Source organism: Granulicatella sp. 20925_1_45 (genome assembly GCF_041433555.1).
Taxonomy (GTDB): domain Bacteria; phylum Bacillota; class Bacilli; order Lactobacillales; family Aerococcaceae; genus Granulicatella.
Genome location: NZ_JAPWBR010000001.1, coordinates 125,142 through 146,957 on the forward strand (window position 1 = coordinate 125,142; position 21,816 = coordinate 146,957).

A 21,816-nucleotide genomic window follows, 5' to 3' on the forward strand; every position below is an offset into this window, starting at 1 on the left:
CACCAAAATTTAATGCCTATGATACGAGAAAAAGCGGTCAGAAACGAATCACTGGAAAATCCTTCACAGTGCGAAGGATTTGGGTGTGGGCATTACAATTTGCATAAAAGTATAAATACCATAAGACATTGCCATATACATTTTTTAAGTTTCGACTCTTAACTCGAGTACTCAACACCAACTCCCCCCTTGCCTTTCTCTCCCATCTCCATTACCATAGAACTAACAAGAAAAAGGAGTTTTCCATATGCACAAAAATCGCGTTCGTGGTTATAATAAACGTTTTTATCCCGGGGTGGCTTTAATCGTGGCGGCTATGCTTTGCCTTGTTTTTGCATTGACAAGACTAAACGTTCCATTATTACAACTGCAAAATAAATATTTTAACCTCAATGATATCGTAAAAAATGAAGATTCTATCTTAAAGGTGAACGGTATCGACAAGCACTCCGTCCAAAACTCGGACTTTGGAAAATGGTCGCTTTATATCGTCTCTTATTTAGAAAAAGATTCTCATGGAAACGAAACGACACAGTACATCGGCCTGGAACTAGATAAAGACACTGCGCAACAATTAATCGATAAGAGAAATACCTTAAGAGATCATCCTGAAAAAATTGCGGGTACCTTTGTTGAGCCAGAATTTCACGATAAGAAAGTGATGGATTATAGCTATCGTACCCAAGATGCGATGAAAAAATACATCAAATTCCCAATTTCACGTCGTTATCAAAACTATGTATCGATTAAACCAGGAAAGGAAACACAAAAACTCTTCCTAATCCTCTCCCTTATCCTCTTCATCCCAGGGCTAGCCCTCGTGTATTTAGCGGAAAAATATCATAAATTTGCGGCATACTACAACAGTTTATTTGCAGGATATAAGAACACAGAAGCGTTAGTGGAAAGTCATCCAGAGTTGAAAGGCAAACGTCTATCTACATTATTGAATAAATCCGATTATATCGATGATACCTTAGGCGTGTATATCTATAAAAACTTCTTCTGTTCTACTGTAAAAGGATTAGAGATTTATGATTTAAACAAAACGAAGAGCGTACACCACTTTGAAAAAACATTTTACCCTGAAGAAGGTGGCAGCTTCATGAAGTCGTACCTTGTATTTTCAACCAGTGATCCAGATGCTGCGGTTCGCAGTACGAAGATTCAAATTAAAAACATCGGTGAAGAAACCGATGCACATCTACAGCCATTCTTTGACAAATTGCGTCAAGATTTCCCAACGATTGAGATTGAGGCTAAAAAAGAAAGTAAGAGATAAGGAGTCCATTAGGATTCCTTATTTTTTTCAACACGACATTATCATATATGATAATTACCATATATGATAATTTCAGTATTCGAATAAAGTCACTTGCAAAATGCTATTTTCTAGAGTATTATAGCTGTATTATATATATATTATCGAAAAGAGGTTTATATCATATGACAGAAAATCGTAATCACGGCTTTAGAATTCGTTTTTACTTCGGACTTATTTTAATTATTGCCGCTTGCGTCATCGGATTTTTCAACTTCCAAAAACCAGACGCTAAAAAAATCTATGAAGACGGAAAAGCTCTTCCCTTCAGTTCAAGCAATGACGATAAAGAATCAGCTCTAAAAATTACTGATATCTCAAAAGAACCCGTCATCGAAGTAGATAAAGGAAAAACCTATATCTACATTGTTGAATATGAAAAAGCAGGTACTTCAAAAGGAAAAGAACCTGGTTATATTGGTCTTGAATTAACAAAAGAAGATGCTGCAAAATTAGTCGCAAAAGCTGATACAATGCAAGACAATCCAGAATATGTTTACGGTACAATCATTTATTCATACCGTAATAAACATGCGATTCAAAACTACAGCGACTTAATTACTCAAGCGTTCAAAAACTATAACCTTCTACAAGCTGGTGCAGATACACAATTCTACTTCTCTCAAACAGAAGCTAGCTCTGCAAAAAAAGGTGGATTAATGGTTGCGGCAGGTCTTACACTCGCAGGGCTTGTATTTATCGGTTTAGCGTTCTTGAAACGTAAAAAAGTTGGTGCGGCTTATGACGAAATGTACGCTGCTTACCCAGAATTACGTGGCAACTTAGATTTACTACGTACAAACGCTACTTATGCGGATGACGAAACATATGTATACATCTACAAAAACCACTTCTTCACTACTTGGAGCGGCTTAGAAGTATACGACTTAACAAAAGCAAAACGCGTTTACCACTATCAGTTATCACACAAGAGATATGGAATCACAACGAACATTGAATCATTCCTAATCTTCTTATCAGACGACAGATCATACAAAGGTAAGAAGAAGAAAATTGAAATTAAGAACATCGGTGAAGAAACAGATGACTTCTTACAACCATTCTTCCGTGCAGTTGTTGAAGAATTCCCTGACACTGCCGTAGGATATGAAAATAATAGACCGTTCTAGGCAGAAAGACAGAAGCTAAAAGAAGACTCGCAGTGCGAGTCTTTTTTGCTTCGTAGTCTTTCGCCCGCAAAGTTTATTAGACATTCTTGAATCACGAGTGATGAAAAGAATGTCAATAAACCACTGCGCCGAAGTAGATGCGTATAATTATGAAGAGTCATCACAAGCGTAAGTGATTTCTGCGAACTCAACTACACTAGGATGTGAGTCCGAACTCAACTTCATAGGATGTGAGTAAGAACTCAACTTCACAGGATGCGAAACATCGCTCACCTAAACAAAATAACAGAAACTAGAAACGGACTCGCAGTGCGAGTCCGTTTTTATTTCATTTTCATTAAGAATCAACTTGCAAAAAATCATTATCTAGAGTACTGTTAATTTAAATAATATTATTGCAAAGGAGTTTTTATTTTATGACAGAAAATCGTAACCACGGTTTTAATATCCGATTTTATTTCGGAGTAATTTTATTAATTGCAGCTGCTGTCCTTGCTTTCTTCGCTCTCAAGAAAGTAGACGTTGATACATTGGTAAAGGACAATAAATTCTTTACTCACTATTCTGCAAAGGATGGCGAACAACTGGCTGTCAAAATTACACAAATTACAGCTAACCCTGTAATTACAGTGGATAAAGGAAGTTCATACGTATACATTATTGAGTATGAAGATGAAGGTAAAGAGTCAAATGGCCAAAAAAAATACGCTTATGTAGGTCTTGAACTCGATAAAGAGACTGCTCAAAAATTAGTTGCAAAGAATAGTACTTTACCAGATAACCCTGAGATAATGGCCGTTACCCTTGTGGACTCTTCTAGAAACAAAGGAGCTATTAAAAACTACGATGATCTTATGCTCAATGGTTTCAAAAGCTATAATTTAATTGAACAAGAGATTGAATATAGAGACTACTTATCTATTTCTGACAAATCATCTACTCAAAAAACTCAATTAATCATCGCTGCTGGTCTTACACTCGCAGGTCTTGTATTTGTTGGTTTAGCCTTCTGGAAACGTAGAAAAGTTAGTGCGGCTTACGATGAAATTTACGCTGCTTACCCAGAATTACGTGACAACTTGGATTTATTAAAAACACATGCAACTTATGTCGACGATGAAATGTTTGTATACATCTACAAGAACCACTTCTTCACTACTTGGAGCGGATTAGAAGTATACGACATCACAAAAGCAAATCGCGTTTACCACTATCAAGTAACACACAAGAAATATGGAGTGACAACAAACATTGATTCATTCCTTATCTTCTTATCAGATGACAAATCATACCGTGGTAAGAAAACGAAGATTGCCATTCATAATATTGGGGAAGAAACCGATGACTTCTTACAACCATTCTTCCAAACTGTGGCCCAAGAATTCCCTAACGTAGCAGTAGGATATGAAAATAATAGACCATTCTAATTAAGGATGCGAGAAAAGGCGCTTAGAAACGAATCACTGGACCAGAATAACGCAAAGGACTGCTTGCAGTCGTGCGGCTATTCTGGGAAGTGGACGTCGTTTCTGCCTTTTCGAGTTCAACTACAGGATGTGAGACATCGCGCTCAGAAATGGAACGTTGGACCGGAACGCCGGAAGGAACGTGAAACGTTCTGCGGACGTTTCGGGAAACGCACGCCATTTCTGCGATGGCGAGCTCGACTTCACAAGGATGTGAGCCCGAGCTCGACTAGGCAGAAAGACAGAAGCTAAAACCACCAAACCGACTCGCAATGCGGGTCGGTTTTTTATACGCAAATCCAATAAATTCTCTCCATTAAAGTGAAAAATTTATTTTGCAGTTCAAAATTGTTTGTGGTATATTATATCTATCATACAACCCATATTAAAGGAGAATAATCATGATTGAAAAACGCAATACTAAAGGCTTTGTCGGCCTCATTATCGCTGGAGTTCTTTCCATCATCGTTGCTCTTGGAGCGCTAGGATTCTTCCAGTTCTACCAAACAGCCGACAATTTATACAATAAAGGGAACATCTTCGGTGAAGTCCCAATGAAAGACGAAGCTGTTACTGCTGTTAAAATTACAGGCTACGCAGAAAATCCTATCGCTACTATCGATGGAGGTACAAAATTATACTTAATCGAGTTCACTAAAACAGATAACGATGACTTTGGATATGCAAGTCTCGAAGTTAAAGAGGGCGATAAATTAATTGAAAAATTAAAATCAACCGATGATCTTGTAGCAAACCCTGTCATCGTAGCAGCTAAAATGCGTAAATCAGGTGCAGACGGTGCTGTCCGTAACTACACTTCTGAATTTAAAGCAACCATTAGCGAGAACGAAAACATTTCAAAACTAGCAGAAACAGAATATTACGTATCTGTTTACGAATTTGACAAAGACCGTCAATTCGCGTATATCGTTGCTGGTATTGCTGGAATTATTGCTCTTGTATTCTTCTACAGTGCTTTTGCAACACGTAAAGGGGAAGACAAAGCGTATAACGAATTATACAGTGCTTATCCAGAATTAAACTACTCTATGGATTCTGTATTAGAAGATGCTACTTATGTTGATAATCAATTAGGAATCGTTTTATACAAACACCACCTACTTGCGACATACAAGAATTTCCAAGTATACGACTTAACAAAAGCTGAGCGAATTTACCACTACATTTACACTCAAAAATCTTACGGAATGACGGTTAGCCGTACTTCTCAATTAATCCTTCTAACGAACGACAAATCATACCGTAGAAAGAAAACTTCTCTACTCATTAAGAACGTTGGGGACGAAACAGATGACTTACTACAACCATTCTTCTATGCAGTAAGCCAAGAATTCCCAGACATCCTATTAGGCTTCGAAAACAAAAGCAAGAGACCGTTCTAACAAGGATACGAGAAAAGGCGCTTAGAAACGAATCACTGGAGACAAATAACGCAAGGGACTGCTTGCAGTTGTGCGGATATTTGTCGAAGTGGACGTCGTTTCTGCCTTTTCGAGTTCAACTCCGGATGTGAGACATCCAACCTAAAAAGATAAATACACCCAAAAAAGAACCGCCATTTTCTCTATGGCGGTTCTTTTCCTTTACAATATTCATTTTTGATTAATCAACATATGAAGTTTTTGTACGGTTTAAGAATGCATAAGCTAACCCGATTAAGATTCCTCCACCAATCCAGTTCCCAACAAATGATACTGACCAATGACGAATAATATTTAGCCAATTCAAGGCATCGATTGAGTTTCCAACGGGTGAGAATTTCACGATAGAGAACGATGCAAAATTCGCCACTACGTGTTCATTTACTAGGTAAACGAACATAAAAATTGCAGAAATAACAATCCATAATTTAGCTTCTTCACTCTTGATTAAAATAAACGAAAGAATTGCTACGTTAACAAAGACATTTGCTAAAATACCTTCTAATAAAATTAGTTCGTTTGAACGAGACAATTTCAATTCAGCAACTTTTGCTATGAATTCATTTGCATTGATTCCGTTAAATGCTGAACTATTTGCGAATAACGCTCCTATAAACATGGCCCCAACTAAATTAAATAGCGTACAATAGAATAAAATAGCAATTGCTTTAGACCATTTAATATGCTTTTGATAAGCTCCCGCTGTTAAGAACATCATATTTGAAGTAGCTAACTCTCCATTTAAAAATACAACATAAACTAATCCCCAAGTGAAGATAAATGCAAAAGTAAATCTACTTAGCGCAGGGTTTAATCCAGCTATAATTTGTGCTGCATGAGCTCCTGCAGCTGTACTCATCGTTAAAAATGCACCTGCAAACATTGAACGTAGTGCATAACGCATTTTACTCTCGTCAAAAAGTGCCTCCTTTTTTTGACATGCTTTTTCAAGTTTTGTATTGAACTCACTCGTGTGTTCCATAACATTCCTCCTAAAAATTAATTACACTTTAGTATACCATTTTTATCACAAATGCAAAGTCTTTTCTATTGTTTTTGGCAAAAAGTCCTTTACAAGTTTTATGAAGATTGTTAGAATGAGGGCTGATTAAAATAGCCTAAAGGAGATTCTCATGAAAAAAATTATTGGAATTTTGGCGACTGCACTCTTCTTAACAGCGTGTGGACAAGCCCCAACGACAACAACGACTACGGAAACAACCACTGCAACAACTGCAGCGCAATCGACAACAGCGACACTCAACATCACAAAAGACGGACAAGCCATTGAAGGTAGCCCGTTCACCCTTACCTTCAAAGAAGGCGATAATCTTCTAGACGTGATGAAAGCACAACTAAAAATCGTTGAGAAAGACGGCTTTATCTCTTCTATTAACGGTGTGGAACAAGTCCCAGCCGAAAACAAATACTGGTTATTCGACGTGAACGGTACGATGAGCCCTGTCGGTGCAAAAGAAGTCATCCTAAAAGCAGGCGACGTCATCGACTGGAAACTCAATAAACTTCAATAGTCCGATGGTCAATTCAACTAAAAAAATCACCCTTATCGCCCTACTATCAGCCTTTTGCGTGATTGGAAGACTTGGACTTCTCTCACTTCCAAATGTTCAACCGATTACCGTTGTGGTCATTTGGATTACGCTAGAGCTTGGCCTTTTGTACGGTGTTGCTATTGGGAGCATCTCCATGTTGATTTCCAACCTTTTAGTAGGAATGGGGCCGTGGACGCTCTATCAGATGATTAGTTTTGCCCTCGTCTGCACTTGTGCATTGCTTCTTCGTCCGTTGTGGAGAAAAAGAAAACAATTCCCGCGCCTAGCTTGGATTCTTTTTCCAATCTTTGCAGGACTTATGGGCTACTTATATGGCTTTATTATCTCGATTTTCTGGGTATACTGCATGCCCGGTCTGAACTTCTGGATTTACTACTTAAACGGCGTTCTATTCGATACGTACCACGCCATCGGAAATGTCGTATTCTGGATCTTATTGATTCCACTGTTCGAGAAACTAAATCCATTCAAAATGCTACAAAAATAAAAACAGACTTAAAATCTCCCTTGTAAAAGGTTGGTTTTAAGTCTGTTTTTTTCTTTATAAATGATGATTTAAAATCTTTACGGATATCTTCATAGTAGGGATCATAAGGAACGCTTATTAATTCTTTTCCGGATTTCGAATAAATTCCCAAATCTTAGACACGTCGTCTAAACTCCTTGACACTTTTGTATTGACATCCACTGTCCCTTCTGCGTCATAAACATTGTGCACTCCGTACAGAACAATTTCATTTTTTGTATTTACATATACTAATTTTAGATTGATAACCCTGTCTTCTTTCGAGTCTCCTGGATAATTAACGAACAGCACCTGTTTGATATCTTTAGGATAATGATTATAGAGCTGCTCTATCTTCGAATCATCCTTATCAAACTTTACTCCGATCCCTGCATAATACGAGATCGTATTATTCTCAAGAAGCACGGTATTTGCTATATCTTTTTGCAAATTGATTTGTAGCTTTGGAGCCATCTTAACGATACCCTTAGTATTCCAAAGATATACAACATCCTGTTTATCAATAAAATAGCTACCTTGAATATCTTTCACATTATCCATTATCTTTGTAAATTCCCCGTCATACTGCTTAAAATAAACAGTTCCGTCCTTCGTTAACGTAAAGAATCTCCAAGCTGAATCTCCCATCGATGATACTTTGACGACATCTTTAACATCTTCAATTTTCGTTAATTCTTTGAAATCTTTGTCGAATCCATTATATGGTTTTATCCCATAAGCATACAAGTAACCATCCTTATCAACTGCTAAGAGTCCCATTTGAGTTCCGGATGCCATAACGATATTGCTACCGATTTTTTTCGGTTCGCCACCTTCTCCGATATACAAATCGTTATTATTATCAATCCAAACTTCTGAAGATACTACTTGTTTCACATTTTCAATATATTTCGTTAGAGATTCGGTAAATTTATCGTAATTCTCCATTTGAACGCCTCTACCAATATAATAGACGTTCCCTTTATTAGACAGTACCTTTATTCCCTGGGATGTTAAATCATACTGTGCGACTTCTTCTGCTCCAAGGTTTCCACATGCAGCAAAAACAACTACACACATTAACGCTAGAAGCATCCCTAATAATTTTTTTGTTTTTTTCATTGTCATACTCCTTTTTGATAATTTTCAAATGACGACTACTTATTTTAGTTGATAATTCAATATATCTTTTTCTAATTTTCGGACGGGGTACTGCGCCTTTACTTTGATTTTTGCATTGTTACATCCAGCGTAGCCTTGCACGACATCCACTTGTGGAATGACCACCCAATCTCCCAGAACTTCTCGGGCGTCTTCTGTGTTTTCATCCAAAATGCACACGATACGGTATTCTCTCTCGTGTTGCCACTCTTTGAATTTTGCAAAGGTCGCCTTAATATAGAAATTCAGATTCGAATACGAGAATTGATTGCTATTGCTTCTCGTGTTCGGACGTTTATCAATATATTCCACCGGGCCGTATACACAGAGTCCGTCTACCTTCAAGGAATGGATTTTATCCAAAAGACTCGCATATGAATACTCAAGCGCATAACCCGCGTGACTATTGGCGTAATAAGACCACATTAAAATATTATCTGCAGCGTGCGTAAAGCAAAATACTCGGAAGAAATCCATCATCGAATGACCATCCGCGTAGTAGCAATTACAGTCAAACGGGTCATTGAAATGCTTCGGATGGCTAAAGGACACATTCCCTTCCACCACCTGATACGGATTCTCATCAATGGTTTCCTTGGCATAGTACTTCACAAAAACTTGCCGCTCTTCTCGAATTGCTGCTTCTGCCTTATTAAAATACGTCTCAACGTCTTCTTTAAAGACCCCTTGAAACTGCTCGACTAACTGATCTGGTGCTAAAAAACCCAGTCGAATATTCTTGGCGAGTTGGTCATTGAACTCTTTATCCGCCTTTTCTACGTCAAACCCTTCCGGAATCTTCGTATTCGCATTTTGAATATATACAACCTTTTTACACTCTAGGTCAATCGATTCTTTCGTCGGTTGTTTAAACAGCGACACAAACACTTTCTCTCTTGTTTTGCGGTTGGCTACTAAAAAACAATTACTATCTAAGAAGGATTCCACCAATCGGTACTCTTTATGCGTTTGTAAAAATGTCGCCTTAGCAATCAAATAACGATACAGCTCAATGTCCTCTTTTAAAATGATTTTCAACAACCCCACCTCCTCACTGAAAGTATATCATTTCTTTCTATCGGTTTAAACATCCTCATAAACCATGCACAAAACTCCCCAAAGTTCCAAGCACCTTTCCCTTTACGAAAAGAAGACTCATTTTTATAAACATACAAAGGCGGCTCCCTTCTTCTTTGTATACTCAAAAAAATAGTCTATCTGGAAGATTCCCGGATTCCATAATAGTCGTATTGGGGAAGTGCAACCAATGTGAATTACTGACTCTGGAAATTCATTTCCTAGAGGCAGTTTGAAGCTTGGTATGATTGGAGACCTTGGCTCAATCCGGTGCCCCATTATGACTATTATGAAGACATCCGAGGAATCTGAAAGATAGACGCAAGTCTACTTTTATTATTTTTAGCACTTTCAGCACACAAAAAAAGGAGGGGTTGCCCCCTCCTTTGATTAGTCATTATCTTCATAGGTTTCGTCTGTTTCGCCTTCTTCAGCACGAATCTGCTCGAGTTCTTCCTCAGAAAGTTTTATGACATGGATCTTACGAATACGATCATTCTCGGTTTCTGTCGGTTGTAACAGATACCCTTCGAATCTCACTTTCACTACCTCATCATCATCTGGGAAGTAGCCAAGCTTCTCGATAATTGCACCCGCCATTGTGTCCACTTCATCAGACTCTAATGACGTTTGATAAATTTGATTGAATCGGTCGAGCGACATTCCGGCATCAATCACCGAATTGTTTTCGTCGATTTCTACGACTTCTTTTTCTTCTTCGTCGTATTCGTCTTCGATATCTCCGACGATTTCTTCAATCAAGTCTTCTAATGTAACAATCCCTTCAACCCCGCCGTATTCATCTTTTAATACCGCTAAGTGTTGACGAGTTTTTCTAAATTCTACTAATAAATCATCCACGAAAATCGTTGATGGAACGAATACTGGCTCATGCGCTAAGGCACGTAAGTCAATATTGTCAAATCCTTGCTCTCTTGCAGCACGGAAGACATCTTTCACGTGAACGACCCCGATAACCGTATCTTTATCTTCTTCGTAAAGAGGAAGACGTGAATAGGAGCAATTCAAGATAATCTCTAAGTTCTCCGCTAACTCATCGTCGACATCAAGCATCAACGTATCCGTACGAGGAACCATCACTTCACGAGCAAGCTTCGTATCTAGAGAAAGTACCCCTTGCATCATCGCAAACTCGGAAATATCAATCGCTCCGTCGTTACGGCTATTGGCAAGTAGAGACTTCATCTCGCTTCGTGTTAATTTTTCTTCCACCTTAGTAAATTCAATTGGTGTCATTCGTTTTAATAATCCTGTTGAGAACGTCAAAATCCAAACGAATGGTTTTGAGATCTTTTTGACAAACAAAATAATTCCTGCAGTATTTAATGCAATCGGTTCTGCCACTTGTAACGCCACTTGTTTTGGATATAATTCCCCAAAAACTAAAGTGAGGTATGATAGAACGACCGTCACAATAATTAATGCAAATGTTTCGGCTCCAGGAATGTTTCCTAATAATGGTTGGATTCGTGAAGAGAAACTTGTTGCGGCAGACGCACTCGAGAAGAATCCTGCAAACGTAATCGCTACTTGAATTGTTGCGAGAAATTCATCTGAATTCTCTAACAAGCGCATTACTTTAATTGCTTTTTTATCTCCTTCTTGCGCTCTTTGTGCCATTTTCCCTTGGTTGATAGACACGAACGCAATCTCCGCTGCGGCAAAAAATGCATTTAATGCAGTTAATAATACAATGATTAAGATCTGGACTCCCAGCGAACTCCCATCTGAATCAGCTGTCATAATTTTGTTAACCCCTTTTAACTATAGATTTTACCTATTCTATGAATGGTATAGAGATATCATATCAGTTTTTTTTGAAAAATCAAGATTTAGTACTGTTTTGTAATGGTTCTTTAATGTTTAAAACCCTTTCTAATGCATTTTTCAGATAGATTCTTTCCATTTTCTCATCGTTTCCTAACTTTTCTAGTTACAATTTGCCTAAAAAGTGGTACTATTGTAGTGAAACCAATCTCAAGGAGGAATGAGTATGTTATTAAAATCTCTTGTAGTTCCAAAAAAGAGTCTAACGGTCGTTAAAGAATCATGCACGTTAGAAGAAGCGATTAAGATTTTAGAAGAATCAGGGTACCGCTGTGTTCCTGTATTAGATGAAACGGAAACGTTCTTTAGAGGAAATATTTATAAAATGCATATCTATCGCCACAAAGCAAACGGTGGAGATATGAGTCTTCCAGTTACTCATTTAATTAAAAACTCGACTAAATTCATCAGCGTGGATAGCTCTTTCTTCAAAGTGTTCTTCACGATTAAAGAATTACCTTACATTGCCGTATTAGATAAACAACAACGTTTCTACGGAATCTTGACACACAGCAGCTTACTTGGCATGCTTCAAGAATCATGGAACGTGAAAAACGGTTCTTACGTATTAACCATCATCTCTGGCGGTGAAAAAGGCGCACTTGCGAATATCTCTAAAGTCATTAACAAGTATGCTTCTATCGCGAACGTAATGACCATCGATACTGAGAAAGATAAAAGCTTACGTCGTATCTTGGTGACATTGCCAGCAGGCGTAACAAAAGACACCCTACAACAAATCATCGACAACCTCGAAAAGAAAGACTACTCAGTCGCGGAAGTGGAAGATTTACAAAACAACTAGGATGTGAGCAAAAGCGCTCAGAGACGATGACGGTTCGAGCTTTGCCGTAAGCGACTTGTAAAGTCGTGCGGACAAAGCAAGAAAGGCTTGAGTCTCTGCTTTTGCGAACTCAACTACTAGGATACGAGACCGAACTCAACTTCACAGGCAGAACGCCAGAACACAAAAAACCAGCACACCAGCCTTAAGCTAGTGTGCTGTTCTTTTTTTCCTTCTTATCGAACCGCTGAGCGTGCCATACGAGCTACTGTATGACGAATTCCTCGAATCGCAACTGACAATGCGTAAATATTTTCCACTGTCGCTAAACCGCCGTATCCTGCGTCCCCGATATGTTGAATATCCACACCGGCAACTTTATTACGGATAGCAATTTGTTCGATGACTTCTCTTGAAGAACCTTCTTGGCTTGTTCCGATTGCAGAAAGCACGAGTGCATCGTTGGCATGCGCCACTTTCACAATTTCCACCAGTTCTACGTCTGTAAACCCTGGCACCGTTCCAACCGCTGGAACAAGAATCACATCGGCCCCTGCTTTAATGAAACGTTTCGCGATGTCCACGTTCATCACAGGTTCCTTCGAGCCTGCCCCGTGCATCTTTCCAGCAATTACAAGCCCTGAATAATGTTGTTTCACCATGGAAAGAGACGCTTCAATCGTTTCATTCGTTACCCCTGTCCCTGGATTTCCCGTTAAGCAGATAAAGTCAAGGCCAAGTTCTTCCGCACGTTTCACTGTTTCTACCGTACATTGACGCCCTGGTGAGATTTCGATACGTGTTTCTAGCATTTCTGCATTCATATCCACTGGCTCCAAGTTCGCCCCGATTGGCAATCCACTCAGTTCTTTGGCGCGTTGGACTGGATTTTCACTTTCTTCAGCACCATAAATCAGTGGATCAATACAGTCAAACCCGTTCAAGAGCACCATGTCTCCACCGAACGCCTTTGCGATTTCTGCGTTCGATAATTCATTCAGCATCGTTGGACGTGAGCATACCGTTTCACAGCACACCGTTCTTCCTTCTGCAGCTTCAATCGCCTTTTTCAATTCTTTTCCTGTCATTTTTCTGAAATCACTGGCCACACAATTTAACAATCGTTTACTCATTTCGTTTCCTCCTGTCCACGAACAAGCGCCACTACTTCTTTCAACAACGCTTCATCCGTCTGTTCGTAATCTCCATTTTCATGATAGGCATAGCTGAGCCCCTCGCCTGCAGTCGTCGGATCCGTCTTCCACGTCTTAAACGTTCCATGGATTTGCGAAATCCCCGTCTCCTGCATTAAGTGTTGTACATTTTCTTTGGTAACACCGCCGCCACAAAGCAGTTCAATCTGACTTCCGTAGCGAGCTTGCAAGTCTTTTAAGAGCGGAATTCCTTTTTCAATGTGCGCCTGTTGTCCCCCTGTTAAAATGCGCGTGCATCCAAGTTTGATTAAGCCCTCGATAGCACTATTCACATCCGGCACAAGGTCAAACGCCTTATGGAACACACTCTCGGCATGATATTTCTGACACAACTCAATCATCTGCTTCGTACGGTTCCAGTCAATCGTCCGGTCTTCTAATAGAAATCCAAACGCTAATCCTTTCGCACCCGCTTCTAATAAAAGTTTTGCATCGATGAGCATGCTCTCGAATTCTTCCTTCGTGTAACAAAAGCCTGCGCCACGAGGACGAACCATGCACACAATCGGAAGGTTCACTCCAGAATCGAGCACTTTTTGCAAGTTTCCGATGCTTGGGGTTAATCCTCCTAAGAAAAGCGCGCTATTCAATTCAATGCGGTCAGCACCAGCACGCTCTGCAATCTGGCAGTCTGCGATGCTTCCAGCACATACTTCTACTGTCATAACGTCCCTTCTTTCATGCGCGACAATGCGAGTAGCGCTAATCCGTAAATAATCGTGTCTGTTTCTAAGTCTTTAATCCCAATCCATTCGTTTGGCAAATGCGCAATATCTCTTTGCCCTGGGAAACTTGGCCCATACGCGATAATATTTGGAATAATTTTGGCATAGGTTCCACCCGTTGTCGTCACTGGAACGCTATCGCTCTGCGTGATATCCGTGTACACCTGTTGCAAGGCTTGCACATAGGCGGAATCCTTGTCATAAAGCACTGGGTCCCAATGAGAAATCACGTCTAGCACGCCACCTTCTGGTACATGCGCATTGATTTTCTCAATCAACTCGTCTTTTGTGCAACTCGCTGGGTAGCACATCGTCCATTCGACATAATGACGACCGTCTTCCACTCCAAACGTTTCTCCTCTCAGTTGCATCATCCCGAAGTCACTATCTTCATAGGCGATGCCCAATTCTTCCCCGCGATGGTTTGTATGGAGCAGTTTTTCGTTGGCAAATGTATACAATCCGGACACTTTATCCGAGGATACAGACAATCGTACTCTGAGACGACCGCGTTCGCCGTAGACAACTGGCCATTTACAGTCTGGCGTCCACCCGAATGTCGGAGGAATTTCTTTCGTTAAATAGTGCTTCACGCATCCAAATCCTGTCTCCTCATTCGTCCCAAAGACAATCCGCACCGGTCTATCAAAGGTCACACCCTTTTCCTTCAACACATATAACGCATATAGGTTCGATAGAATAGGCCCTTTGTTATCCAATGTGCCGCGTCCGTAGAGTCTTCCGTCACGAACGGTAAGGTCTAACGCTGGAGAAATCCATCCTTCTCCAAGCGGCATCACATCCACGTGCCCGAAGATGCCATAGTACGCGCCATCTGGTCGGTCTTCTCCGTACTGTGCGTATCCAATCTTGTTATCGATATTCTTTGTTTGAAATCCAAGTTCACTCGCAATCGCAAGCACTTCATCAAGCGCCTGTCTAGGCCCCTTGCCAAATGGAGCACCATCTTCTGCTTCGCCTCGAATACTTGGAATGGCGACCATTCGTCGCAGCCCTTCAAAGAGTGCAGGTTGAATGCCTTTCAACTCTGCAATCCATTCTTCTTGATTCATTCTTTGACCTCCAACGGCTTCATGCGCTCTTCTAAATACGCTTCAAGCCATTCTTTTGTCGCTAATTCATGTCGCATCGTGCCATCACTTTGTGGATGCACACGGAATACCGTTGGCGCTAGTGTACTTGTGGCAACAACAAATGAGAAGTTCTCGATATTGGAAGCTGCCCCAAAGTCTCCTTTGGCATTCATGGCCACTACAGAAATATCTCCTGCTTCGCCACGCGTTCTCTTCAATCGTTCTGCAAGGTCGCTCACGGCTTTTTCACACGCCTTTTGCGGAGAAAGGCCTTCTTTCATGAGACGGACGATTTCATACGAAATCACGCCTTTCATCAAGTCTTCCCCAAGACCCGTCGCCGTCGCGCCACCAATCGTGCTATCGACATATAATCCAGATCCGATAAAAGGAGAATCTCCTACACGACCCGGCTTCTTCATAAAGAGTCCGCTCGTTGAGGTCCCTGCGACCATATCTCCAGATGCGTCCAATCCCACCATACCAACCGTATCGTGTCCAGCATACGGCGTGAGTTGTTTGCGTTCAATATCTTTCAATCGATTATGGAAATGAATCTTCGCACGGTCCGTCAGCATGTCTTTTTCTTCGAAATGATGAGCCTTCGCAAAAGCTACTGCTCCATCTCCGACAAGCACATTATTCACTTTATAAGCACTCAAGGCCCGCGCCACCGAGATTGGATTGGCGAACTGTTTTAAGGCACAGACCGCACCGAAATCAAACGTTGATCCATCTAAATAAGCGGCATCTAACTCCACTTCCATCTCTTCGTTTGGAAGTCCGCCATATCCAACAGATTTAAAGTAAGGGAAGTCCTCCACTTCTTTAATCGCGCCTTCAATAGCATCTCCTGCCGTCCCGCCCGCTTCTAAATTCGGGGTCACCTTCTGGATTCCTTCGAGCGCCATTCTCCATGTCGCAATCATACCCCACATTCTCTGTCACCTCTTTTACTGAAATCGTTGTTCACTTTCGTCTTTTGTTCCGCTAATAATGGCAACGGCTCCGCCTAATGCTTCGCGTAAGCCCACGCCGCCTTTTTTCGGCATTTCTAGCATGACGACTTTATCTTTATAAGCTGCGATGGTTTCTTCATTCTCTTTCGAACAAATCACATAAGGCTTGCAGTCGGTTTGATCTTGAATGGCTAACGCAATTTCTGCCGCCATTTGCGCATAGGTTCCGTAGTTAAAACATGGCCCTGCAAACAGCACTTCTGCTTTCGTTTTTAAAATCAGATTTTTGATTTTATGAATCACTTCTTCTTTATGCGCTTGGAAATAATCTGGTCCACAATAAATCGTCGCAAGCGCTGTAAGTCCTGCTTTTTCGAAGTCGTCTTTGAACATTAAATAAGAACCAACCCCACCTTTTTCAAGGCCTAATTCTGTATCGCCACGTTCCTTTCCGCCGTATCCTGCTTGAACTTGGTCGAATAATAATAGTGTTCTCATCTGTTCACCCCTTTCTATGTAAAAAGGTGGCATCCGTTTTCGCATGCCACCCAATGATATGAAATCTTGTGACTTATGCTTTTGTAATTTTATAAATCATCAAATGATAAGTCGTTTAAGTCAACATCGTCTAATTCATCACCTGTTAACATGCTAGAGCCTGCTTCTTCTTTCAAGTATTGGTTATCCAATGCTTTGAAGAATGGGAAGTAGATTAAGCAGCCTAAAAGAATCAAGAAGATTTGGAAGAATCCGGCTACGATACTACCTGTTGACAACCATCCTGAGAAGAAGAATGGCGTTGTCCATGGAAGTGAAGCCCCTGTTGTATAAGGGATAATTCCCCACATTGTTGCAAGAGTTGCTAAAGTAATATTTACAAGTGGTGTTAATAAGAATGGAATCACGATAATTGGGTTTAATACTACTGGTAAACCGAATGTAACCATTTCATTGATACCGAAAATACCAGGGATTAAAGCTAATCGACCGAGTTTCTTCATTCGTTCTGATTTAGCAAGGAAGACCATTAAGAATACAAGAGATAATGTACTACCTCCACCACCGAAGTTACCGAAGAAGTCTCCGAAAGGTCCAGTGAAGATGTTTGGTAATGGTTGTCCAGCTTTAAACGCTTCCAAGTTTTCGTTTGTTAAAATTAAGTGGATTGGGTTGAAGACTGTATTTGTTACAGCTGGCCCGTTAATACCGAAGAACCAGAAGAGTGTTGATAGGAATTGATACAATGGTTCGAAGAAGACGCTTTGACCGAATCCCATCAATGGAGCTTGTAATACTTTATAAATAAATGTTTGTGCGTATTGGAATTCTGTTAATGAGAAGATGAGATAGATTGCAAATGCAAAGAACATCGCAAACGCACTAGGAATTAAAGCTGCAAATGAATGGTAAACTGCTGGTGGCACTGCATCAGGCAATTTGATAACCCATCCTTTTTTCTGAATCGTTACGAAGATTTTCACTGACACAATCGCAGTAATCATCGCTAGGAACACCCCTGCAGAACCAAGGTTTGAGAATGCAAATCCACTAAACGCTTTACCTGCTTCATTCACAAATTTTGGGTGCACTTTTGGAGTCATGATAAGGTAGCAGACAAGTGATAATACTCCCCCTGCAATGGCATCACTTTCTAATTGTTTAGCATATGAATACCCAATACCAACGGCTCCTAAAACCGCTAAAATACTAAATGTAGAGTCAATCACGGCATCCATTGAGTTTTCCCAACCCTTGCCGAAGAATTGCGCCATAAAATCGCTATACCCTGGCACTGGGAAGTTCGCAATAACAAGGAAAATGGACGCTACGATAATTAATGGTGTACCGACTAAGAACCCGTCACGAATCGCAATCAGCACCTTATTCGTGCTGAGACGTTCTGCCACGCGGCCCATCGTGCTTTCTAAACCTGCAAACATTGTACTAACCTCCTATTGTTCTTTTTTAGATTTTAATAATTGAATGGCACGTTTCAAGATACGTTCGCCATCTGCATTTCCGTAGTCTTCAAGATTGATGACATCGACAGGAACTCCAAGTGGATCATATTTTTCGTGAACCGCATTGAATTTGAATTTCACTTGAGGTCCTAACAAGATTACGTCTGGATGGTATTGCTCGTAAATCGCATCGATATTGCGATCTGGAAACGCTTTAATTTCTAGCGGCAAATTATGCTTATCTGCCACGTCTTGCATTCTGCTGGCCACTAGACTGGTTGACATCCCCGCACTACAAAATAGATAAATTCTTTTCATTTTCTTTTCCTCCTTCCGTTTCTATTTAATACTTTCAATCCGTTCATAAAGGGCGATAATTTCTTCTGCTGTGATTTTAAGAAATTCCGCATTCATCAATTGGTCTTCCGCATGCACGAGTAAGAGCGATAATTGCACTGGCTCACCGGATGTTTCTTGTTGCAATAACCCGAAGTGTGCTTCATGCCCTTCTGCATGATATTTATCCCCTTCTTCAATGCATCGACGCGCTTCTTCAAAATGACCTAGCCGCGCTTCTTGCACCGCCTCCATAAAACTGGATTTTGCTGCCCCTAATGCGCTAATCATCTTAAAACACACTAGCTCAATGCCTTCCATACTATTTCCTCCTTCCTTATCGAATCGCCTGAATAAACGACTCTACATTTTTTGCTTCTAATAAACACATCATTTTGTCCGGGGAGTCTAATTGCTTCCCGAGCCATCTTAAGAAGAGTTGCATGAATTCCATATCCTCTTCCTTCAACGCGAGCAAGATGACCAGTTTCACTGGGAAATGATTCCACTGAATCGGCTCTCTTAATACCGCGATTGAAATCATCGACCGGTTGCTAGATGGATGCAACGGATGCGGAATCGCAATCGAATAATCGAAGTCCGTCGAAGAGAGACTTTCGCGTTTCATGACCGAGTCTAAAAAGTCTTCTGTCACAATGCCCGCTTCTTCTAAGCGGGAACCCATTTGCATTAGGATTTCTTCTCGGCTAGTAGCCTCTACGTCTGCATAGAAGAAATCTTCATCCATTAACTGACCAATTTGCGTACGAATCGTTTCACTCATCTTCTGCGTTTCTAACGTATTCATCACTCGAATCAGTTGAATCTCGTCTTGCGTATTAAAAAATAGTCCTAATCGAACGACTGGAATCGCAACTGGTGGTTCCATTTGCTCGAAGGTAATGAGTAAATCCGCTTCGTAAAACTCGGTCACTCCTATGGTAAACGTCGCCTCTTCTGCCACAAACTCCATCCGATGTTGGAACTGTTCCTTCAAGCGTTCTACACTTCCAGCAATTAACGGATATTGCGTATTCGCGATAAGGACCGCGCGTAATTTCGCATTTGTCGCTCCTTGCATATACGCGGCTCCAATATGCAGTGCAAGGAATCCAATTTCCTCTTCGGTAATCTGACATTGCAGCTCATTCATTAAATACTGGCTCACGGTAACTGCCGTATCAAACACCAATGGATATTGTCGTTTAAAAGTTTGCACATAATGATTCGGTAAGCTTAGGTTCATCTGTACTCGTTCAAGCAGTCCTTGCAAGTGTAATTGGAATCGCACCTTGAATTCCTTTTGATCCACGAAAGAGATGCCCATTCGTTTAAAGAGCATTCCATCAATCTTATTTGTCAATTCCTCCAGGTTGATTTTATCGCCCTTAAAGTAGATATCCGATTGAATCACACTTGAATTATGATAGGCCTTTAAGAGTTTCGCATAGGAAAGAATTTCTCCTTCCGGAATCTCTTTGTCTCCTAGAATTTCTTTAAAAATCGACCGAACAATCGTAGCTTCGACTTCTAAATCTAGTTTTTCTACAACACTCTCTTGCACCGTTTGTCCATGACGGATTCGTTGCAAGACTAATCCTAAATGCAATAATAAAAACGGCATGAGTGTTTTACGAATCGAATAGCGAAACTCCTTCAATTTCTCCCATATAATCGCCTCAAAATGTGCTAAATCCAATTCCGGATAGACATTTGCAAGCTCTGTGATATTCAAGAAGTCTTCGTTTAATTCTTTCTTCAGTAGTTCTCGATACAATTTTCGCTTACTAGCTTCTGGTCCTTCTAAAACGAGAGAACCGTTTCTTGTGACAAGAAGCAACCCATCGTATTCTTCCAGTTGTTTTTGGACACGAATACGGTCAATATCAAACGTTTTAGCGCTTACAAAACATTGTTCGCAAAAAGCTTCGATGGAAACGCCCTCCCCATTGAACAGGAGTTGCTTCAGCAAGTTGGCGCTTCTTTCTGCGCTATCTTGTGGCGCTCTTAGTAATCCTTCTGGGTCTGCATATCGATTTTGTTGGAAAGCCACGAGGTGATATCCTTTTTGGCGATCCGCTTGAATGATATGCGGCATTTCTCGGTTAATTTGTTCGATATCGGAACGCACTGTTCTTGCGCTGACGCCGAGGCAGGAAGCTAATTCGCGTCCTTTAATCCATTCGTGGCGTGCAAGTAAGTGCAATAGTTGTTGGTGTCGTTGTTTCATAAAAAATCCCTCCACCTCAATTTGACTATATCAGATTCTTTGATTCCATTATACCTAAAATCTTTTCCTATTGTTAGGAAATTTTTAGTCCCTTTTTGAAACATTTCGTAATTTTTCTTACTTTTTGACCGATTTTGGAGGATTGGTGCACTAAAGGGCAAATTATAAAAGTAATCTTATGTAAAAAGTAGATGGAGTCTCTTAGAACTCCTATGGATTATTTTCATCATTATAACAATAACGGCATCCCCTTGAGTCTTTGTCTCAAGGGTAGCAAGCTTCAAACTGAGGGTAAGTGATAAATCGCTAACCCTCAGTAATTCACATTGCTTGCGATTACCTTATTGTTATTATGATGAAATCCATTAGGAGTTCTTCTGAGACTCCATAGACTACTTCTTAATTACAGATTCCTAAAATTTCCCCTTTAGCACACAACAGCAAAATCAGTTAATAAGAAAATTACGAATGATTTCAATCGGTGGGACGGGAAGGAAAGGTAAGGTGCGGTAATAGGGTACCGGTTCGAGCCGAAGTCTCAAGCTCTTTCAAGATTCAAACGACCTCTAGAAAATGACTTTTCAAGAGGTCGTAATTCACTTTGAATGCTATTCCCTATTACTGCTACTATGGAACTTTTCAACTCTTTCGAGATATCTTTTTCAACTGCTCTACCAAAATTCAGTCAACAAGAAAACTACGAACAATTTCAGTCGGCGGGACCGGAACAACATGGTACGGTGCTGCGAAGGTCGGAAAATTTAGATTTGGGCAACAAAAAAGGCACCGGAATCGGTGCCTGTAGGACTGGGGTAGCTGGATTCGAACCAACGAATGACGGAGTCAAAGTCCGTTGCCTTACCGCTTGGCTATACCCCAATGGTGGAGGGGGGCAGATTCGAACTGCCGAACCCGAAGGAGCGGATTTACAGTCCGCCGCGTTTAGCCACTTCGCTACCCCTCCAGCAAATATTAAAATTTCGTACTCA

At 40.5% G+C, this 21,816-nt stretch carries 20 protein-coding genes and 2 tRNA genes; 7 read left to right on the forward strand and 15 right to left on the reverse strand.

Features of this window, described 5'->3' with window-relative positions; genetic code table 11:
• Positions 1-247 precede the first annotated feature (247 nt).
• From O3798_RS00700 to O3798_RS00715, 4 genes are all read left to right on the forward strand, one after another.
• On the forward strand, positions 248-1,282 hold the full coding sequence (locus tag O3798_RS00700) for a hypothetical protein (RefSeq protein ID WP_371462516.1): 1,035 nt from the start codon (positions 248-250) through the stop codon (positions 1,280-1,282).
• Positions 1,283-1,446: 164 nt separating this feature from the next.
• Entirely contained in the window at positions 1,447-2,451 is a 1,005-nt protein-coding gene (locus O3798_RS00705; protein ID WP_371462518.1) for a hypothetical protein, read from the forward strand.
• A 416-nt stretch (positions 2,452-2,867) separates the two neighbouring features.
• The gene (locus O3798_RS00710; RefSeq protein WP_371462520.1) at positions 2,868-3,878 is read left to right on the forward strand and encodes a hypothetical protein; all 1,011 of its coding nucleotides are present in this window, start codon (positions 2,868-2,870) and stop codon (positions 3,876-3,878) included.
• Positions 3,879-4,318: 440 nt separating this feature from the next.
• Positions 4,319-5,320 carry a hypothetical protein gene (locus O3798_RS00715; RefSeq protein WP_371446260.1) on the forward strand — a complete coding sequence of 334 codons (1,002 nt, stop codon included), beginning with the start codon at positions 4,319-4,321 and terminating at the stop codon, positions 5,318-5,320.
• Positions 5,321-5,540: 220 nt separating this feature from the next.
• Here O3798_RS00715 and O3798_RS00720 read toward each other — a convergent pair whose 3' ends face one another.
• Positions 5,541-6,341 carry a formate/nitrite transporter family protein gene (locus tag O3798_RS00720; protein ID WP_048713722.1) on the reverse strand — a complete coding sequence of 267 codons (801 nt, stop codon included), beginning with the start codon at positions 6,339-6,341 and terminating at the stop codon, positions 5,541-5,543.
• Between the two features lie 151 nt (positions 6,342-6,492).
• Between O3798_RS00720 and O3798_RS00725 the strand changes: the two genes are divergently transcribed.
• Positions 6,493-6,891 carry a DUF4430 domain-containing protein gene (locus tag O3798_RS00725; protein ID WP_371446261.1) on the forward strand — a complete coding sequence of 133 codons (399 nt, stop codon included), beginning with the start codon at positions 6,493-6,495 and terminating at the stop codon, positions 6,889-6,891.
• A gap of 4 nt (positions 6,892-6,895) precedes the next feature.
• Positions 6,896-7,420 carry an ECF transporter S component gene (locus tag O3798_RS00730; protein ID WP_371446262.1) on the forward strand — a complete coding sequence of 175 codons (525 nt, stop codon included), beginning with the start codon at positions 6,896-6,898 and terminating at the stop codon, positions 7,418-7,420.
• Between the two features lie 117 nt (positions 7,421-7,537).
• On the opposite strand, the gene O3798_RS00735 is transcribed toward O3798_RS00730, so the two are convergent.
• The 3 genes from O3798_RS00735 to O3798_RS00745 all read right to left on the reverse strand — a co-directional run bounded on the left by O3798_RS00735 (position 7,538) and on the right by O3798_RS00745 (position 11,440).
• A complete protein-coding gene (locus O3798_RS00735) occupies positions 7,538-8,560 on the reverse strand; it encodes a hypothetical protein (RefSeq protein ID WP_371446263.1) in 1,023 nt (340 codons plus the stop codon).
• A gap of 39 nt (positions 8,561-8,599) precedes the next feature.
• Entirely contained in the window at positions 8,600-9,646 is a 1,047-nt protein-coding gene (locus tag O3798_RS00740) for a DUF2971 domain-containing protein (protein WP_371446264.1), read from the reverse strand.
• Between the two features lie 420 nt (positions 9,647-10,066).
• On the reverse strand, positions 10,067-11,440 hold the full coding sequence (locus O3798_RS00745; RefSeq protein ID WP_371446265.1) for a hemolysin family protein: 1,374 nt from the start codon (positions 11,438-11,440) through the stop codon (positions 10,067-10,069).
• 250 nt (positions 11,441-11,690) lie between these two features.
• On the opposite strand from O3798_RS00745, the gene cbpA reads away from it, so the two are divergent.
• Positions 11,691-12,329 carry a cyclic di-AMP binding protein CbpA gene (gene cbpA / locus O3798_RS00750; protein ID WP_371446266.1) on the forward strand — a complete coding sequence of 213 codons (639 nt, stop codon included), beginning with the start codon at positions 11,691-11,693 and terminating at the stop codon, positions 12,327-12,329.
• Between the two features lie 215 nt (positions 12,330-12,544).
• Here the strand turns inward: cbpA and O3798_RS00755 are convergent, their stop codons facing one another.
• The 11 genes from O3798_RS00755 to O3798_RS00805 all read right to left on the reverse strand — a co-directional run bounded on the left by O3798_RS00755 (position 12,545) and on the right by O3798_RS00805 (position 21,791).
• The gene (locus tag O3798_RS00755) at positions 12,545-13,441 is read right to left on the reverse strand and encodes a haloacid dehalogenase-like hydrolase (RefSeq protein ID WP_371446267.1); all 897 of its coding nucleotides are present in this window, start codon (positions 13,439-13,441) and stop codon (positions 12,545-12,547) included.
• Positions 13,438-14,187 (reverse strand): copper homeostasis protein CutC, encoded by a 750-nt coding sequence (locus O3798_RS00760; RefSeq protein WP_371446268.1) that lies wholly within the window; start codon positions 14,185-14,187, stop codon positions 13,438-13,440. Before O3798_RS00760 ends, O3798_RS00755 begins: the two co-directional genes overlap by 4 nt.
• Complete coding sequence (locus tag O3798_RS00765; RefSeq protein WP_371446269.1) at positions 14,184-15,320, reverse strand: Sapep family Mn(2+)-dependent dipeptidase; 1,137 nt, start codon at positions 15,318-15,320, stop codon at positions 14,184-14,186. The genes O3798_RS00760 and O3798_RS00765 overlap by 4 nt, the downstream gene beginning before the upstream one ends.
• Complete coding sequence (locus O3798_RS00770; RefSeq protein ID WP_371446270.1) at positions 15,317-16,279, reverse strand: N(4)-(beta-N-acetylglucosaminyl)-L-asparaginase; 963 nt, start codon at positions 16,277-16,279, stop codon at positions 15,317-15,319. The genes O3798_RS00765 and O3798_RS00770 overlap by 4 nt, the downstream gene beginning before the upstream one ends.
• 15 nt (positions 16,280-16,294) lie before the next feature.
• Complete coding sequence (locus O3798_RS00775) at positions 16,295-16,798, reverse strand: GrdB-related putative oxidoreductase (RefSeq protein WP_371446271.1); 504 nt, start codon at positions 16,796-16,798, stop codon at positions 16,295-16,297.
• A gap of 89 nt (positions 16,799-16,887) precedes the next feature.
• Positions 16,888-18,240: a PTS sugar transporter subunit IIC gene (locus O3798_RS00780; protein ID WP_371446272.1), complete on the reverse strand. Its 1,353-nt coding sequence runs from the start codon at positions 18,238-18,240 to the stop codon at positions 16,888-16,890.
• Positions 18,241-18,252: 12 nt separating this feature from the next.
• On the reverse strand, positions 18,253-18,579 hold the full coding sequence (locus tag O3798_RS00785; RefSeq protein ID WP_371446273.1) for a PTS sugar transporter subunit IIB: 327 nt from the start codon (positions 18,577-18,579) through the stop codon (positions 18,253-18,255).
• Positions 18,580-18,600: 21 nt separating this feature from the next.
• Positions 18,601-18,918, reverse strand: coding sequence for a PTS lactose/cellobiose transporter subunit IIA (locus O3798_RS00790; RefSeq protein WP_285251674.1), 318 nt, complete (start codon positions 18,916-18,918; stop codon positions 18,601-18,603).
• Positions 18,919-18,934: 16 nt separating this feature from the next.
• A complete protein-coding gene (locus O3798_RS00795; protein ID WP_371462522.1) occupies positions 18,935-20,827 on the reverse strand; it encodes a transcription antiterminator in 1,893 nt (630 codons plus the stop codon).
• Between the two features lie 807 nt (positions 20,828-21,634).
• A tRNA-Gln gene (locus O3798_RS00800) sits at positions 21,635-21,706 on the reverse strand.
• A gap of 1 nt (position 21,707) precedes the next feature.
• A tRNA-Tyr gene (locus O3798_RS00805) sits at positions 21,708-21,791 on the reverse strand.
• Positions 21,792-21,816: the final 25 nt, after the last annotated feature.

Bases quoted from the DNA above. Each gene is read 5' to 3' on its own strand.
- O3798_RS00700 (WP_371462516.1), top strand. From the start codon at position 248: ATGCACAAAAATCGCGTTCGTGGTTATAATAAACGTTTTTATCCCGGG.
- O3798_RS00705 (WP_371462518.1), top strand. From the start codon at position 1,447: ATGACAGAAAATCGTAATCACGGCTTTAGAATTCGTTTTTACTTCGGA.
- O3798_RS00710 (WP_371462520.1), top strand. From the start codon at position 2,868: ATGACAGAAAATCGTAACCACGGTTTTAATATCCGATTTTATTTCGGA.
- O3798_RS00715 (WP_371446260.1), top strand. From the start codon at position 4,319: ATGATTGAAAAACGCAATACTAAAGGCTTTGTCGGCCTCATTATCGCT.
- O3798_RS00720 (WP_048713722.1), bottom strand. From the start codon at position 6,341: ATGGAACACACGAGTGAGTTCAATACAAAACTTGAAAAAGCATGTCAA.
- O3798_RS00725 (WP_371446261.1), top strand. From the start codon at position 6,493: ATGAAAAAAATTATTGGAATTTTGGCGACTGCACTCTTCTTAACAGCG.
- O3798_RS00730 (WP_371446262.1), top strand. From the start codon at position 6,896: ATGGTCAATTCAACTAAAAAAATCACCCTTATCGCCCTACTATCAGCC.
- O3798_RS00735 (WP_371446263.1), bottom strand. From the start codon at position 8,560: ATGAAAAAAACAAAAAAATTATTAGGGATGCTTCTAGCGTTAATGTGT.
- O3798_RS00745 (WP_371446265.1), bottom strand. From the start codon at position 11,440: ATGACAGCTGATTCAGATGGGAGTTCGCTGGGAGTCCAGATCTTAATC.
- cbpA (WP_371446266.1), top strand. From the start codon at position 11,691: ATGTTATTAAAATCTCTTGTAGTTCCAAAAAAGAGTCTAACGGTCGTT.
- O3798_RS00755 (WP_371446267.1), bottom strand. From the start codon at position 13,441: ATGAGTAAACGATTGTTAAATTGTGTGGCCAGTGATTTCAGAAAAATG.
- O3798_RS00760 (WP_371446268.1), bottom strand. From the start codon at position 14,187: ATGACAGTAGAAGTATGTGCTGGAAGCATCGCAGACTGCCAGATTGCA.
- O3798_RS00765 (WP_371446269.1), bottom strand. From the start codon at position 15,320: ATGAATCAAGAAGAATGGATTGCAGAGTTGAAAGGCATTCAACCTGCA.
- O3798_RS00770 (WP_371446270.1), bottom strand. From the start codon at position 16,279: ATGTGGGGTATGATTGCGACATGGAGAATGGCGCTCGAAGGAATCCAG.
- O3798_RS00775 (WP_371446271.1), bottom strand. From the start codon at position 16,798: ATGAGAACACTATTATTATTCGACCAAGTTCAAGCAGGATACGGCGGA.
- O3798_RS00780 (WP_371446272.1), bottom strand. From the start codon at position 18,240: ATGTTTGCAGGTTTAGAAAGCACGATGGGCCGCGTGGCAGAACGTCTC.
- O3798_RS00785 (WP_371446273.1), bottom strand. From the start codon at position 18,579: ATGAAAAGAATTTATCTATTTTGTAGTGCGGGGATGTCAACCAGTCTA.
- O3798_RS00790 (WP_285251674.1), bottom strand. From the start codon at position 18,918: ATGGAAGGCATTGAGCTAGTGTGTTTTAAGATGATTAGCGCATTAGGG.
- O3798_RS00795 (WP_371462522.1), bottom strand. From the start codon at position 20,827: ATGAAACAACGACACCAACAACTATTGCACTTACTTGCACGCCACGAA.